At 71.0% G+C, this 14,517-nt stretch carries 12 protein-coding genes and 1 pseudogene; 4 read left to right on the forward strand and 9 right to left on the reverse strand.

Translation table 11 applies throughout. The annotated features are described in order from the left end of the window. Window positions 1–4 precede the first annotated feature (4 nt). The gene (locus RWX45_RS04315) at window positions 5–1,843 is read right to left on the reverse strand and encodes a proline--tRNA ligase (protein ID WP_316022543.1); all 1,839 of its coding nucleotides are present in this window, start codon (window positions 1,841–1,843) and stop codon (window positions 5–7) included. Window positions 1,844–2,202: 359 nt separating this feature from the next. On the opposite strand from RWX45_RS04315, the gene mvk reads away from it, so the two are divergent. Genes mvk through fni form a run of 4 tightly spaced genes read left to right on the forward strand, consistent with a single transcriptional unit; the run spans window position 2,203 to window position 6,366 of the window. Further along, on the forward strand, window positions 2,203–3,180 hold the full coding sequence (gene mvk / locus RWX45_RS04320; RefSeq protein ID WP_316022544.1) for a mevalonate kinase: 978 nt from the start codon (window positions 2,203–2,205) through the stop codon (window positions 3,178–3,180). After that, complete coding sequence (gene mvaD / locus RWX45_RS04325; protein WP_316022545.1) at window positions 3,177–4,181, forward strand: diphosphomevalonate decarboxylase; 1,005 nt, start codon at window positions 3,177–3,179, stop codon at window positions 4,179–4,181. The genes mvk and mvaD overlap by 4 nt, the downstream gene beginning before the upstream one ends. Next, complete coding sequence (locus tag RWX45_RS04330; RefSeq protein ID WP_316022546.1) at window positions 4,178–5,263, forward strand: phosphomevalonate kinase; 1,086 nt, start codon at window positions 4,178–4,180, stop codon at window positions 5,261–5,263. Before mvaD ends, RWX45_RS04330 begins: the two co-directional genes overlap by 4 nt. Then, entirely contained in the window at window positions 5,260–6,366 is a 1,107-nt protein-coding gene (gene fni, locus RWX45_RS04335) for a type 2 isopentenyl-diphosphate Delta-isomerase (RefSeq protein ID WP_316022547.1), read from the forward strand. The genes RWX45_RS04330 and fni overlap by 4 nt, the downstream gene beginning before the upstream one ends. Window positions 6,367–6,395: 29 nt before the next feature. Here fni and RWX45_RS04340 read toward each other — a convergent pair whose 3' ends face one another. The 8 genes and pseudogenes from RWX45_RS04340 to RWX45_RS04375 form a co-directional block, all read right to left on the reverse strand. Continuing rightward, window positions 6,396–7,760 carry a tripartite tricarboxylate transporter permease gene (locus RWX45_RS04340; protein ID WP_316022548.1) on the reverse strand — a complete coding sequence of 455 codons (1,365 nt, stop codon included), beginning with the start codon at window positions 7,758–7,760 and terminating at the stop codon, window positions 6,396–6,398. After that, window positions 7,757–8,041 carry a hypothetical protein gene (locus tag RWX45_RS04345; protein ID WP_316022549.1) on the reverse strand — a complete coding sequence of 95 codons (285 nt, stop codon included), beginning with the start codon at window positions 8,039–8,041 and terminating at the stop codon, window positions 7,757–7,759. The genes RWX45_RS04340 and RWX45_RS04345 overlap by 4 nt, the downstream gene beginning before the upstream one ends. 809 nt (window positions 8,042–8,850) lie before the next feature. Then, entirely contained in the window at window positions 8,851–9,831 is a 981-nt protein-coding gene (locus tag RWX45_RS04350) for a GNAT family N-acetyltransferase (protein WP_316022550.1), read from the reverse strand. Window positions 9,832–9,874: 43 nt separating this feature from the next. Next, a complete protein-coding gene (gene ispG, locus RWX45_RS04355) occupies window positions 9,875–11,056 on the reverse strand; it encodes a flavodoxin-dependent (E)-4-hydroxy-3-methylbut-2-enyl-diphosphate synthase (RefSeq protein ID WP_316022551.1) in 1,182 nt (393 codons plus the stop codon). A gap of 80 nt (window positions 11,057–11,136) precedes the next feature. Further along, the gene (locus RWX45_RS04360; RefSeq protein WP_316022552.1) at window positions 11,137–12,453 is read right to left on the reverse strand and encodes a site-2 protease family protein; all 1,317 of its coding nucleotides are present in this window, start codon (window positions 12,451–12,453) and stop codon (window positions 11,137–11,139) included. 25 nt (window positions 12,454–12,478) lie between these two features. Beyond that, the gene (gene dxr / locus RWX45_RS04365) at window positions 12,479–13,768 is read right to left on the reverse strand and encodes a 1-deoxy-D-xylulose-5-phosphate reductoisomerase (protein ID WP_316022553.1); all 1,290 of its coding nucleotides are present in this window, start codon (window positions 13,766–13,768) and stop codon (window positions 12,479–12,481) included. Between the two features lie 10 nt (window positions 13,769–13,778). Then, window positions 13,779–14,324, reverse strand: a complete 546-nt coding sequence (locus RWX45_RS04370; protein WP_316022554.1) for a DivIVA domain-containing protein — start codon at window positions 14,322–14,324, stop codon at window positions 13,779–13,781. Then, window positions 14,321–14,517 (reverse strand): annotated as a pseudogene (locus tag RWX45_RS04375) (23S rRNA (adenine(2503)-C(2))-methyltransferase RlmN); the annotation flags it as partial. The gene RWX45_RS04370 and the pseudogene RWX45_RS04375, both read right to left, overlap by 4 nt.

The following is a 14,517-nucleotide window of genomic DNA, read 5'->3' on the forward strand; positions in this document are numbered from 1 at the left end:
GCCGCTAGGCGCGCGAACCATCACCGCCACCCAGGGCCGCGTCAATCAGCTCGCGCACGCGCGCGGCCGCCTCGTCCACCGGCACGGAGGTGCGCTCGCCGCTGCGGCGGTCGCGGATCTCCACAGTGCCGTCCCGTCCCAGGTCGCGGCCGACCACCACGATGTAGGGCATGCCCAGCAGTTCGGCGTCTTTGAACTTGACGCCGGCGCTCACCTTGCGGCGGTCGTCGTAGAGGACTTCCGCCTCGGCGGCGTCGAGCGCAGCGGCAATGTCGGCGGCCGCCTCGAAAACGGCGTCGTCCTTGCCGGTGGCCAGCACCTGCACCTGGTAGGGGGCCACCTGGATGGGCCAGGCGAGCCCCTGCTCGTCGTGGTTGGACTCGGCCAGGGCGGCCAGGGCGCGGGTGACACCGATGCCGTAGGAGCCCATGGTGACAACGCGGGACTTGCCGTTCTCATCCAGCACGCTCAAACCCAGGGCGCGCGCGTACTTGCGGCCCAGAGCGAAGATGTGCCCGAGCTCGATGCCGCGAGCCAGGTGCAGGGGGCCGGAGCCGTCGGGAGCGGGGTCGCCCTCGCGGATTTCGGCGGCCTCGATGGTGCCGTCGGCGGTGAAGTCGCGGCCGGCGACGAGGTCGAGCACGTGCCGCTGGGTGGCGTTGGCGCCGGTGACCCAGGCGGTGCCGGGCACCACGCGCGGGTCGAGCAGGTAGCGCACCGAGCCGGTGAGCACCTCGCCTCCGTCCGCATCGTGCTCAACCTTCCGGGCCGGCGAGTTGGGACCGATAACGGCCGGACCGATGTAGCCGCGCACGAGCTCGGGGTGGGCGGCGAAGTCGGAGTCGGTGGCCATCTCCACCTGGGCGGGGGCAACGGCGGCCTCCAGGCGGCGCATGTCCACATCGCGGTCGCCGGGGATGCCGACGACCAGCAGCTCGCGCTCCCCACCGGGGTGGGTGAGGGCCACGACGACGTTCTTGAGAGTGTCGGCGGCGGTCCACGCGCGCCCGTCGGTGCGCGGGTGGGCGGCGTTGACGTAGTCCACGAGGGACTCGATGGTGGGGGCGTCGGGGGTGTCCACCTCCCGGGCGGGGCCGACCCCGGAGGCGTCGACCGGCTCGGGTACGGGCGTGGTGACGGCCTCAGCGTTGGCGGCGTAGCCGGCGTCGGTACGCACGAAGGTGTCCTCACCGATTGGGGAGGGGTGGAGGAACTCCTCGGAGTGGGAGCCGCCCATGGCGCCGCTCATGGCGTTGACGATGACGTAGTCCAGACCCAGCCGCTTGAAGATGCGCTGGTAGACGGCGCGGTGCGCCTGGTAGGAGGCCTCCAGGCCAGCGTCGTCGATGTCGAAGGAGTAGGAGTCCTTCATGACGAACTCGCGGCCGCGGATGACGCCGGCGCGCGGGCGGGCCTCGTCGCGGTACTTGGTCTGGATCTGGTAGATGGACACCGGCAGGTCCTTGTAGGAGGAGTACAGGTCCTTGACCAGGAGCGTGAACATCTCCTCGTGGGTGGGTGCCAGCAGGTAGTCCGCGTTCTTGCGGTCGGCGAGCTTGAACAGGGTGGGGCCGTAGTCGTCCCAGCGGCCGGTGGCCTTGTAGGGCTCGGCCGGCAGCAGAGCGGGGAAGAGCACCTCCTGGGAGATGGTGTCCATTTCCTCGCGGACAATCGCCTCAATCTTGCGCAGGGTGCGCAATCCCAGCGGCAGCCAGGTGTAAACGCCCGGGGCGGTGCGGCGGATGTAGCCGGCGCGCACCAGCAGCTTGTGGCTGGCAACCTCCGCGTCGGCGGGGTCCTCGCGCAGGGTTCGGATGAAGGCATGGGACATGGTCTGAAGCACGGGAGTGATCTTACGTGCTGCCACCAGCGGGGGTGTGCGCGCCGGGCGGTCACAGTGTGCGCTCCAGGCGGCCGAGGGCGGCAGCTGCCGCGGAGAAAACGACCATTGGTCGAGACTTTTGCCAGCCACGCCCTGCAGTTGCTGTCGGGAACCAAGGCAAATCCGCGTCATACCAGCACACCCGAATCGCCGCGACGGCACCGGACGCCTCCGGCACGCACTCCGCCGACTCCTTTGGTGCGGTCTCGTGCATGACCGCATAATGTGGCCATGCGCGCCGTCGTTCATCCCCGCCCTCTTGCGTCCCTGGAACGCCCGCTCACCATCGCCGAGGCGGACGCGTCGTGCGCGGTGCGCGCATGAGTCCAGCGGCGCCCCGGGCCACTCGGCCGGGGCACGGCCGCACCTGGGCCAAAGCGATTCTCTTGGGCGAGCACTCCGTGGTCTACGGGCACCCCGCCGTGGCGCTGCCCCTGCACGACCTTGAAATGACGGCGACGGTCACGCCCACCGCCGGCCCGTCCTGGCTGCACAGCCTGGGGTATGACGGCCCCTTGCGTGAGGGCGGTCCGCGCTTCGCCTGCATTGCGCGCGCCCTGGAGGCGGCCCGCGAGTTCTCCGGGCTGCTGGGCCAGTCCTTCCGCATTGAGACCCGCAGCGATTTCCCGCACGAACGCGGCCTGGGCTCCTCGGCGGCCGCCGCAGGCGCGATCATCCGCGCCGTCCTGGACTCCTGCGGGCGCAGCGCCACCATGGAGGAGCTGCTCGCGCTCACCCATATGGCCGAACAGGTTGCCCACGACCGCCCCTCGGGGCTCGACGCGGCCGCCACCAGCGCCCCGGCACCCATCCGCTTCCAGAGCGGGGAGATGCGCCCGCTGGCCCAACGCATCGCCGGCGGCCACATCGTCATCGCCGACTCCGGCGTGCATGGTTCCACCCGGGAGGCGGTGCGCGGCCTGCGCCTGCGCTACGAGGCCTCCCCCGCCGTCCTCGGCCCCAAGCTCCAGCACCTCGGCGACCTCACCACGACGGCCACCCATGCCCTGGATACGGGCGACGCCCCACTGCTGGGCGCTGCCATGAACGAGGCGCACACGACCCTGGGCGAGCTCGGGCTGAGCCTGCCGGTGCTTGACCGTCTCACCGACGCCGCCCGCGGCGCCGGGGCGCTGGGCGCCAAGCTCACGGGCGGGGGCTTGGGCGGCTGTGTCATCGCCTTGGCCGCCGGTGCCGAGCCCGCCGCCCGGGTCCGTCAGGCCCTGGACGACGTCGGGGCCCGGCGGACGTGGATTTATCGGATGCGCACCAGCCAGACTGCCCGGAACGCCTCATGATGCGCGCCGTCACCGCCCGGGCGAACAGCAATATCGCCCTCATCAAGTACTGGGGGAAGGCCGACGCGGTCCTCAACCTGCCCACCACCTCGAGTCTGTCTCTCACCCTGGACCACACCTGGACCACAACGACGGTTGCCTTCGACGGAGGCCAGGGGGACGCGGATGCGGTGACCATTAATGGGACCGTGCCCACCGGAACCGCTCGCGAGCGCGTCGTGCGTTTCCTCGACCTGGTCCGCGAGCGCGCGGGGGTGACCCGGCGAGCCACCGTCGCCTCCACCTCGACCGTGCCGCTGGCAGCCGGCCTGGCCAGCTCGGCCGCCGGATTCGCGGCCTTGGCCGCGGCGGCCTCCCGCGCCGCCGGCATGGACCTGGACGAGCGCTCACTGTCCCGGTTGGCGCGGCGCGGTTCCGGCTCTGCCACCCGCTCCATCTTCGGCGGGCTGGTCCAGTGGCACGCCGGCGACGACGACGCCTCTTCCTACGCCGAGCCCGTCGCCTGCGCCGTGGACGTAGCAATGGTCGTCATCATGCTCAGCAACGCGCGTAAATCCGTGTCCAGCACCGAGGCCATGCGCCGCACGCTGGACACCTCCCCCCTGTACCCCGCCTGGGTGAGTCACAGCCGCGAGGATCTGGATAGTGCGCTGGCGGCGGCCCGCGCCGGCGACCTGCCACGCCTGGGGGAGGTCGCCGAAGGCAATGCCCTGGGCATGCACGCGGCCATGATCGCGGCCAGGCCCGGCATCATCTACTGGCTGCCGGACACCGTGGCGGCGCTGCACGCGGTGCGCGCCCTGCGCGAGGAAGGCCTGCCGGCGTGGGCGACGATCGACGCCGGCCCCAACGTCAAGGTTCTCACCTCCGGCTCCCAAGCCGAGGAAGTTGCCGCCCGCCTGCGCGAGCGCCTGCCGGGCGCCACCGTGTCCGTGCGGCGCCCGGGCGCCGGCGTCCAGATCGATGCGGGGGAAGCCGGCGCGCGTGAGGATGCCTCATGATCCGCGTCAGTGCGCCCGGCAAGCTCTATCTGGCCGGGGAGTATGCGGTGGTTGAGCCGGGGCACCGGGCGGTGCTGGTGGCGGTTGACCGGTTCATCACGGTCACGCTCAGCCGGGCGCACCCCGACCGCCGCGAGGGTCGCATCACGTCAACGCTGTATGCGACGGGGGCCCGCGCCTGGCGCCGACGTCCCGGGGATGACGTCGCCGAGGCCGACGGCGGCGGGGTGGACTACGTGCTCTCGGCGATCCGGGTGGTTGAGCGTATAGCGGCGCAGGCCGGTCGGCCATTGTGCTACTTCGACCTGGAGGTGGCCAGCCGGCTCGACGACGGCTCCGGCCGTAAACTCGGCCTGGGCTCCTCCGCCGCGGTCACCGTGGCCACCGTGCGGGCGGTGGCGCAGTGGTACCGGCTCCCCGTTGATGACCTGACGGTATTCCGGATGGCGTTGCTGGCCAGCGACGCCGTCGACCCGGTCGGTTCCGGGGGCGACCTGGCCGCGAGCGCGCTGGCGGGCTGGGTGGCCTACCGCTCCCCCGACCGCAGCTGGCTGCGTCGCCGACGCCGCAGTACGCCTCTGGCCGAGCTGGTGCGGATGCCGTGGCCGGGCCTGGATGTCCGCAGGCTCGCGCCACCGCCAGGGCTGAGTCTGCAGGTGGGGTGGACCGGCACCCCGGCCTCCACGTCCGGCCTGGTCTCGGCCATGCGTGCGCGCCATGCCGGGAGCGCCGATTATGCGCGGTTCCTGCTGCGCAGCCAGGCCTGCGTCAACGCCCTGGTGTGGGCACTGCGGACGGGCGACCTGGACGCCGTCTGGCGCCGTGTGGCGGAGAACCGCCGTCTGCTGTGCGGGCTCGGCCGCGCCAGCGGTGTCGCTATTGAGACCCCACGGCTGCGTCGCCTGGTGCGCATCGCCCATGAGTTTGGGGCCAGCGCGAAGAGCTCGGGCGCCGGCGGGGGTGACTGTGGCATTGCGCTGTGCCCGGCGGGAACCGACATCCCCGCCCTGAGGGCCGCCTGGGAGGCGGCCGGCATCCAGCCGCTCGACCTGTCCGTCCATCACCATGAGGAGACCTTGTGAGTACCCCCGTCCCGGACCGCGCATTCGACCCGGTGGCCGAGCAGGCCTCCCGCAAGGATGAGCACGTGGCGCTGGCCGTCGGTCTGCAACCGGCGGAGCGCCCCAACGGCTTCGACGACGTGGCCTTCATGCATCATGCCCTGCCCGGCACCAGCGTGCGCCAAGTGGACACGAGCACCATGGTGTGCGGCGTCCGCTGGCAGCTGCCGATCTATATCAATGCCATGACCGGCGGCACCGAGGCCACGGGACGGCTCAACGCGGACCTGGCCCGGGCTGCCGCCGGCGCCGGCATGGCGATCGCCTGCGGCTCCCAGCACATCGCTCTGCGCGAGTCGGCGCGCGCCGACTCCTTCAGCATCATCCGCCGTGAGGCCCCCGATGCCTTCGTCCTGGCCAATGTGGGGCCCACCGTGTCCCCCGAAGCGGCCCAGCGGGCCGTGGACATGGTGGAGGCGAACGCCCTGCAGATTCATCTCAACGTGGCCCAGGAGCTGGTCATGCCCGAGGGCGACCGCGACTTCACCGACTGGGCCGAGCGCATCGCTGCGATCACCGCCGCCGTACAGGTGCCCGTCATCGTCAAGGAGGTCGGCTTCGGGCTGTCGCGGCGCACCATTGCCGCCCTCGCCGCCGTCGGGGTGGCCGCGGCGGACGTCGCCGGGGCGGGCGGCACGGATTTCATCACCATTGAGAACTCGCGGCGCGACGCCCAGGAGTATTCCTATCTCACGGGCTGGGGGCAGTCGGCGGTGCTGTGCCTGCTGGAGGCGCTGGACGGGCCGGCGCCGGTCCAGCTGCCCCTGCTCGCGTCCGGCGGTGTACGCACCCCCCTCGATGCCCTGCGCGCTCTCGCCCTGGGGGCCCAGGCGGTGGGCGTGTCGGGGCATTTCCTGCGCACGCTGGTAGCCCGTGGCGCGAGCGCCCTGGAGGCGGAGTTGGGGGCATGGGCCGAGCAGCTGCGTACGCTCATGACCCTGGTCGGGGCCGACGACGTCGCTTCGCTGCGGCGCACGGATCTGCTGGTGACGGGGGCGACGGCGGAGCGGGCGCGCCTGCTCGGCGTGGACCTGGCCGCCCTGGCCCGCCGCTCGACGCGCTGAGCGACGGGAGGCGGCCCGCCCGCGGCGCCTCAGGCCAATGCGGCCAGGGCGCTGATGATTCCGGGGGCGGCGTATAGGGTCATGAACTGCACCCCGTAGGACACGCCGAGGCGGTTGAGGGTGCCGCATACGATGCCGACCAGCAGTACCCCGAACATATTCGGCACGCCGGCGTCGATGTAGGCGAGCACGAGGATGAGCACCACGAACAGTGACAGCACCGCCTCATGGGGGATTCGCCGCATGACGAAGTGCGTGATCGGTGAGGACCAGCGCACCGCGATGACGTAGGTGATGGCGACGGCGATAAGCGCTCCCAGGGTCACCGCGGTGATGAACTGCGGGGTGGAGAGCAGGTGGTGCAGGTTGTGGTCGAGTGTGTAGACCGGCGCGGCCTCGAACAGTGGCCCCGCCGGGCCGGCCGACACCCCGGAGATCGGAATGCCCAGCGCAACCAGCGGGATGATGACGCCTGCCAGATAGGTGGAGTGGGTGAGCGAGCTCATCACCGTCACCGCGCGTTCGGCGCGCTGCACCGGTCCCTTGGTGGCGCGGGCGGCGGCCGACTCCCCCAGCAGGAAGGTCAGGCCCACAGGGCTGAGCACGAACAGGGGCGTGGACAAGGCCGCCATGGCAGCGCTCCACCACCCCTCGGAACGCGTCACCAGCCGGTGGGGGCGCAGCTCGGTGGAGGTGAATCCGGAGCGGGAGAAACGTGCCTCGGTGAGAGTGCCATGGGGCAGATGGGCGCGCCGGTTCCGGTTGAGCAGTTCGAGCAGGGTGATGAGCATTGGCCCCACGGTGATCCCCAAGAAGAAGGAGATATTGACGCTCGTGTCCTCGCCGATGATGCCGGTGGAGCGGTAGAGGGCGGGCAGGGCGGAGAACATGAGGGCCAGCGGCACGATCGCCAGCAGCGACAGCACCCGGTTGTGCCCCAGCAGCGCCAGCAGCACCGCGCCCGCGGCGAGGATGACTGGGGCCTGTGCCTTAATGGGTTCCGCAATCGGTGCGAGCAGCCCCGCGAGCACGAAGGCCAGGGGGATGGAGACGACGGTGCCGATCGCCGAGCCCACCGCCATTTTGCGGATGGTGGTGGCCGCTAGGCCGCGGGAGCGCAGCAGGACGGCATGCTCCATGAGCGGGGCGGACATGACACCGCCGGGCAATCCGACCAGTGCCGTGGGGATCGCGTTCATGAGGTTGAGGGTCACGATTGCGGCGATGAAGAAGGACAGCACCACCTGCGGCGGGGCGCCGGCCAGCACGACGGTGAGGGTCACCGGGGCGAGCACACTGGTCTCGTCCGTGCCCGGGATGAAGCCGATGAAGCTGTACAGGACGACGGCCGCGAGCACCGCCGCCAGCATGGCCAGCAGCATGGAGGCGGTCACTGGCCGGCCCCCTTCTCTGAAGCGTCCTGCATGTCTTCAACAATGCGAACCTCGCGCTTGGGCCGCACCAGGAAGCAGTTGATCACGAAGCCGAGGACACAGCCGCCCAGGCCCCAGAACAGAAGCTGGCCTCCGGTGGCGATGGCGATGCCGAGGGCGACGACGGCGCTCACGGCCGAGACCACCAGGCACACCAGCAGGTCGCGCGCTGAGACGAGGTCGTTCCAAACCTCGATGTTGGGGGCTTGGGCGTCAAGGGATGTGGGGGAAGAACCGGGCACGGATGCTGATGCTAGGCGAGCCGTGATGGGTTATTCCAGTACCGGCCCGCATGTGTCAGCATGCCGCACCCCCTCTTCACCGAAACCGGCACTAATGACGTGCCCAAACCGGCACTAATGACGTGCCCAAACCGGTCGAAATGGACGCGGCGCCGCTGCCAGAACCCACCCGCCAGGGTCGCCCCGGACGGTCACCTTGATACCGGCATGGGTGTGACCGGTCACCGACACAACCTTGGCGCGTGTCCCCCTGCTGCGGTGCGCGGTTGGACTGCCTATCAGCGGTTGGACCGTCTGCCAGCGGTTGGACTGCCTGAGACCACGGCTGGGACGGTCCATCCGCGCGAAGACGGTCCAACTGGAGCCACCGACAGCGCCCCGACAAGCAACGCCGCCCGGGGATACTCCGGCACAAGACACCGGACGCCCGCAGGGGCCGGCGTCCGAATACGACCCTTTCGACCCGAACCTCTGATACACGCGGGACTCGGACTCAAAGGTCGTATTCAACCAGCGCGCGGAAAGCTCAGGCGTAAGGGGTCGTATTCGTCCCAGAACATCCCGTCCGCTACCACCCGACCACGCAGGACAGGCAAACACATCCCGGCCCCACAGGCCCGGCGCACACCGGCAACCACAACCACATCGACCGGTTTGGGCGCGTCATTAGTGCCGGTCTCGGCACGTTATTAGTGCCGGTTTCGGTGAGGGGGGGGTGCCGACATGGGGCTGTGCCAGAGCCGCGCCGGCGCCCGCACCGCCCGTGTCAACGGCCTGCGTCACCGGCTTGTGCTGCGGCAGTCGATCGCCTAGAGCAGCACGGTGGCGTACGTGCCGGCGCGGGTGAAGCCCAGCGCGCGGTAGAGCGCCAGGGCGGCGGTGTTGAAGGAGTTGACGTACAGGCTCACGGTCCCGCTGGGGCCCACATGGTCGCGGCGCACCGCATCCACTACCGCCGCCAGTGCCACCGAGCCGATGCCGCGGCCGCGCAGGTCCGGGCGGGTCCACACACCGGTCAGCTGGGCGACCGCTCCACCCGGGTAGGACCACAGGGCACCGACGTCCGTTTTAAAGGCCACGGCGCGTGGGCCGTCGGTGCCTGCCCGGCCGCCGGCGCCGTCGTCGAAGAGCACGTAGCTGCGGCCGGAGGCAACTAGCCACCCCACGTGTCGGGCGTAGGTGGATCCCGCCGTCGTGGGGTCGTAGCCGAGTTCCGCGGTGAACATGTGCACGCTCGCCGGCAGCACCAGGGACTCTTCCGCAGGGGTGGCCGGGCGCAGCCCCGCAGCCACCCATTCCAGGGCCGGGTGCCGCTCCAGCACCGCGCGGGACAAGGAGCCCGACAGGGAGCCGGCCACACCGCGAGGGGCCACCAGCAGCGGCTGTTCCCAGCGTTCCTCCCGGGAACGCATGCCGGATGCGGCCAGGTGCTCCCAGACGGCGGCGACGTCGCCCGCCGGTCCGGAGACCGAACCACGGCTGGTCAGACGCCGATAGGCGTGCTCGGCCAGGGCGCGGGCGGCCGCACGTCCGGCACCGGGGTGGTCGAGATCCGGGCGCGGGGCCAGACCGAAGGGCATGAGTGACCCGGTGGCCCAGGCGGCCGCGGCCGGACGGCGCGCATCATCGGCGACGACGTCGCCCCTGGCCCAGCTGGGCCAGCGCAGCACCTGATGCGCCAGGGGCACGGCGGCCACGGGATCGAGCCCGCACAGATCGAGCAGCCCCTCCAGCTGGCTGGGTTCCAGCGATACCAGGGGCGGTGCTGGGCGACGGCCGAACAGGTTCATGTGTAGCCGAACAGGTTTCGGAGAGCTATGGGGCGCGGCCGGATCAGGCGCTGGCCACCACGCTCGGGGAGGTTCCGGCCAGGGCCTCCTCGCCAAGTTCGGTGCGCATCTGCTCGGCCATCTCCTGGGCATGCTCCAGCAGCGTCTCCACCACCTGATCCTCGGGGACGGTCTTGACGACCTTGCCGCGCACGAAGATCTGCCCCTTGCCGTTACCCGACGCGCAGCCGAGGTCGGCCTCGCGGGCCTCGCCGGGGCCGTTGACGACGCAGCCCATGACGGCCACGCGCAGCGGTGCGGTGACGTCCTTGAGCCCCTCCTCGACCTGCTCGGCGAGTGACCACACGTCCACCTGGGCGCGCCCGCACGAGGGGCAGGAGACGATCTCGAGTTTGCGCTCCCGCAGCCCCATGAACTCCAGGAGTTTGGTACCGACCTTGACCTCCTCCACGGGTGGGGCGGACAGGGATACGCGGATGGTGTCGCCGATGCCCTGAGCCAGCAGGATGCCGAAGGCGGCGCAGGACTTGATGGTGCCTTGGAAGGCGGGGCCGGCCTCGGTGACCCCCAGGTGGAGGGGCCAGTCGCCCCGTTCACTGAGCAACTGGTAGGCCTGAACCATGGTGACCACGTCGTGGTGCTTGACGGAGATCTTGAAGTCGTGGAAGCCGCACTCCTCGAACAGGCCCGCCTCCCACACGGCGGATTCCACGAGTGCCTCCGGGGTGGCCTTGCCGTACTTCTTGAGCAGGCGCGGGTCCAGGGAGCCGGCGTTAACGCCGATGCGCAGGGAGGTGCCGTGGTCGGAGGCGGCCTTGCAGATCTCGGCGACCTTGTCGTCGAACTTGCGAATGTTGCCGGGGTTGACGCGCACGGCACCGCAGCCGGCCTCAATGGCGGCGAAGACGTACTTGGGGTTGAAGTGGATGTCGGCGATGACGGGAATGCGCGACTGCTTGGCGATAATCGGCAGAGCGGCGGCGTCCTTGTCCGTGGGGCAGGCGACCCGCACAATATCGCAGCCCGCCGCGGTCAGCTCCGCGATCTGCTGCAGGGTGGCGCCCACGTCGTGGGTCTTGGTGGTGGTCATCGACTGCACCGAGATCGGCGCGTCGCCCCCCACGAAGACGTCACCGACGCGGATCTTACGGGTGGGTTGACGCGGTGCCAGCACCGGGGGCTCCTCGCGCACAGCCGGCATACCAAGAGCGATCGCTTCTGTCACGCCTTCCAGTATGGCACCGGCCGGCGCCGGGCGCGGTGGTGCCCGCATCACTTCCGGTGCGATTTGCCTCCCACGCCGCCTCAGATGGGGGCGACGATGTCCGCCCAGATGAGGATGAGGGCCATGGCCACCAGGAGGAAGAAGACGACCTGTCCGACGGGCAGCATGCGCGCGGTGTCGGCGTAGCCGGGGTCGGGGCGGCCGTGGGCTCGGGCCCAGACGCGTCGGATTCCCTCCCAGCAGGCGCCGGCGACGTGTCCGCCGTCCAAGGGCAGCAGCGGGATGAGGTTGAAGGCGAACAGGGCCAGGTTGAGTGAGCCGAGCAGGCTCAGCATGGAGAACAGCCGCACGGAAAATGGGATGGTGCCGGTGCCGCCGGTGCCGGCACTGGTGACCTCGCCGGCGATGCGGCCCACCCCCACCAGGCTGACCAGGCCGGAGGCGTCGCGCTCTTCCAGGCCCAGCCCGGCGGCGACGGCGTGGTAGAGCCCGGCAGGCAGGGTCACGATCGCCCGCAGGGTCTGGCCGACGGCGCTGCCCACCACCGCGGGAATGTCCCGGACCGGTGTGCGCACGGTGCCCAGGGACGGGCCAATGCCGACGTAGGGGCGCATCTGGGTGACCGGCTCGCCGGACTCGTCGGTGACCACCGTGCCGTCGGAGTCATAGACGGTGCGGGGCACCTCCACGGCGGTAACGGTGAGGGAGAGCTCTTCCCCGTCCCGCTCGACGACGACGTCGGCCGGCCCGGTTCCGGCCGCGGCAATGGCCTCCTGCACCTGCGTCCAGGTGGCGGTCGGCCTGCCGTTCCAGGAGACGATGGTGTCGCCCGCTTGCAGGCCGGCCTCGGCGGCCGGAGAGGCGGGGTCGGCGTCAGTGCAGGCGGCGCCGGCGTCGATGTCGCTGGAGACGCACTCGGTCACGGAGGCGAGGGTGGCGGTGTAGGCGGGCTGCCCGATGACGCCGAGCGCGACGGTGAGGCAGATAATGCCCAGGGCCAGGTTGGTGAGGATGCCGCCGGCCATGACCAGCAGCTTGCGTGGCACGCTCAGGCGGTAGAAGGCGCGCTCCTGCTCGTCGGGGCCGAGTTCGGCCAGCGATTCCTCGCGCGCCTCGGCGACCATGGAGCCGGGCTTGTCGGGGTGGCCCGGGCGGGCCGGCGGAAGCATGCCCGCCAGCCGCACGTAGCCGCCCAGCCAGATGGCCTTGACGCCGTACTCGGTCTCGCCGCGCCGGGTGGACCAGAGCTTGGGCCCGAAGCCGATGAAGTATTCCGGCACCTTCACCCCGAAGCGTTTGGCGGGCAGCATGTGGCCGAGCTCGTGCAGGGCCACGGACAATCCGATCCCCACAATGAGGATGACGATGCCCAGGACGTAGGCAAGGGTGTGGCTCAAGGGGCCCCTCCTGTCAGAGGTTCAGTCAACGGGTGCGTGCGGCGATGAGGGTGTCGGCGCGCCCGCGCGCCCAGGCGTCGGCGGCGAGCACGTCGTCGAGTCCGGGCGCGGCCTGCCCGGTGTGGGCCTCCAGCACGGCCTCGTCAATGGCGACGATGTCCAGCCAGTTCAGACGTCCGTCCAGGAAGGCGGCGACGGCCTGCTCGTTGGCGGCATTGAGGACGGCCGGGTGGGTGGCGGAGGCGCCCACGGCGGCGCGGGCCAGGTCGACGGCGGGGAAGGTGTCGGCGTCCAGCGGTTCGAAGGTCCACGCGGTGGGCGTGTCCCAGGCCTGGGGGGTGACCAGGCCGGCCAGGTCGGGCCGGTGCGGCCAGGTCAGGCCGAGCGCGATGGGCAGGCGCATGTCCGGCGGGGAGGCCTGAGCGATGGTGGCGCCGTCGTTGAACTCGACCATGGAGTGGACCACGGACTGGGGGTGGACGACCACGGCGATGTCGGCCGGGTCGACGTCGAACAGCAGGTGCGCCTCGATGAGCTCCAGGCCCTTATTGACCAGGGTGGAGGAGTTGACGGTGACCACCGGGCCCATGGCCCAGGTCGGGTGCGCCAAGGCCTGGGCGGCCGTGACGTCGGCGAGCTCGGTGCTGGTGCGGCCGCGGAAGGGGCCGCCGGAGGCGGTGAGGATGAGGCGGCGCACCTCGCTGCGTCCGGTCAGGACCGGACTGGTCAGGCCCTTGCCGTGAACGCCGGTGCGCAGTGCCTGGGCGATGGCCGAGTGCTCGGAGTCGACGGGCACGACCTGCCCGGGGCGGCGGGCCGCGCCTTTGACCAGGGCCCCGCCCACCACGAGCGATTCCTTGTTGGCCAGGGCGAGCGTCGCACCGCTGGCGAGGGCGGCGAGAGTGGGGGCCAGGCCGACCGCGCCGGTGATGCCGTTGAGGACCACGTCCCCCTCCCCCACGCCGGTGGCGGCAATGAGCTCGGTGGCGGCATGGGGGCCGGTGAGGATGTCGGTGACCGGGTTGGGGCGGCCCGCGCGGGCGGCGGCCGCGGTCAGGGCGGCGCGCAGGCGGGCGACAGCATCCTCGCCGTCCACACCGACGGCCAGCCGGGGGACGGCGTGGGCCACGGCCTGCTCGGCCAGTAGTTCCAGGCGGGTGCCGCCGGCGGCCAGGCCGGCTACGCGGGGGGCGCCGGCGGCGTCGCCGGGGTGGGCGGCCAGGTGGGTGATGACCTCCAGCGCCTGGGTGCCGATGGAGCCGGTGGATCCGAGCAGGACCACCGCGCGGGCGGCGGCGTTGTCGCTTCCGGTCATAGCGGCACCGTCACTCCACCGACAGCAGGACCTCGACGGCCCGGGCGAGGAACCGGTCGACGCTCGCCTCGTCATAGGCCTTGTCCCCACGGGCGGCGGTGAAGACGACGGCGCGGACCTGGGAGGAGGTCAGGGCGCCATCGGAGTCGAAGTAGGCGGCGATGCGGTCCAGGAGGGCGTCGACCTCCTCCTTGTTGTAGCCCTGCCGGTGGGCGGGGGCGAAGCGCTCACCTGCGGGTCGCAGCAGTCGCGGGTAGAGGGTGGTGGCCAGCTGCGCCACCTGCTCCATCCACGCCTTGCGGCCGTTGGCGGCCACGAATTCGGCGCGGCGGCGCTGCAGGAAGGCGGCCTCCAGCCGGTCCAGGGCGGCGTCGACGGCGGCCGGCTGGTAGCCGCCGTGGACGATGTCGAAGGCGACGGTGCGCACGCCCTCGGAGTCCATCTCGGCCAGTTCGCCGGCGTCGTAGATCTCGTGCGCGGTTTCGAAGTAACCGTCTACCTGCTCGATGCGGTACCCCTGCTTGAGGAGACCGACCTTGGGGAACATGTCGCTCATCGGGTGTGCGCCGCCCTTTCCTGATGGAGCACCTCGGTGGCCAGCTGGCCGCAGGCGCCGTCAATGTCGCTGCCACGAGTGTCTCGCACCGTGGTGGTAATGCCGGCACGGCGAAGCGTGTCGACGAAGAGGTCCTGTACGTCCGGCTCGGAGCAGGTCCAGATGGAGCCGGGGGTGGGGTTGAGGGGGATGG

Origin of the sequence: Actinomyces sp. MRS3W (assembly GCF_032465695.1) — a bacterium.
Lineage (GTDB): Bacteria > Actinomycetota > Actinomycetes > Actinomycetales > Actinomycetaceae > Actinomyces.

Bases quoted from the DNA above. Each gene is read 5' to 3' on its own strand.
- mvk (WP_316022544.1), top strand. From the start codon at position 2,203: ATGAGTCCAGCGGCGCCCCGGGCCACTCGGCCGGGGCACGGCCGCACC.
- mvaD (WP_316022545.1), top strand. From the start codon at position 3,177: ATGATGCGCGCCGTCACCGCCCGGGCGAACAGCAATATCGCCCTCATC.
- RWX45_RS04330 (WP_316022546.1), top strand. From the start codon at position 4,178: ATGATCCGCGTCAGTGCGCCCGGCAAGCTCTATCTGGCCGGGGAGTAT.
- RWX45_RS04350 (WP_316022550.1), bottom strand. From the start codon at position 9,831: ATGAACCTGTTCGGCCGTCGCCCAGCACCGCCCCTGGTATCGCTGGAA.
- dxr (WP_316022553.1), bottom strand. From the start codon at position 13,768: ATGACCGGAAGCGACAACGCCGCCGCCCGCGCGGTGGTCCTGCTCGGA.
- RWX45_RS04370 (WP_316022554.1), bottom strand. From the start codon at position 14,324: ATGAGCGACATGTTCCCCAAGGTCGGTCTCCTCAAGCAGGGGTACCGC.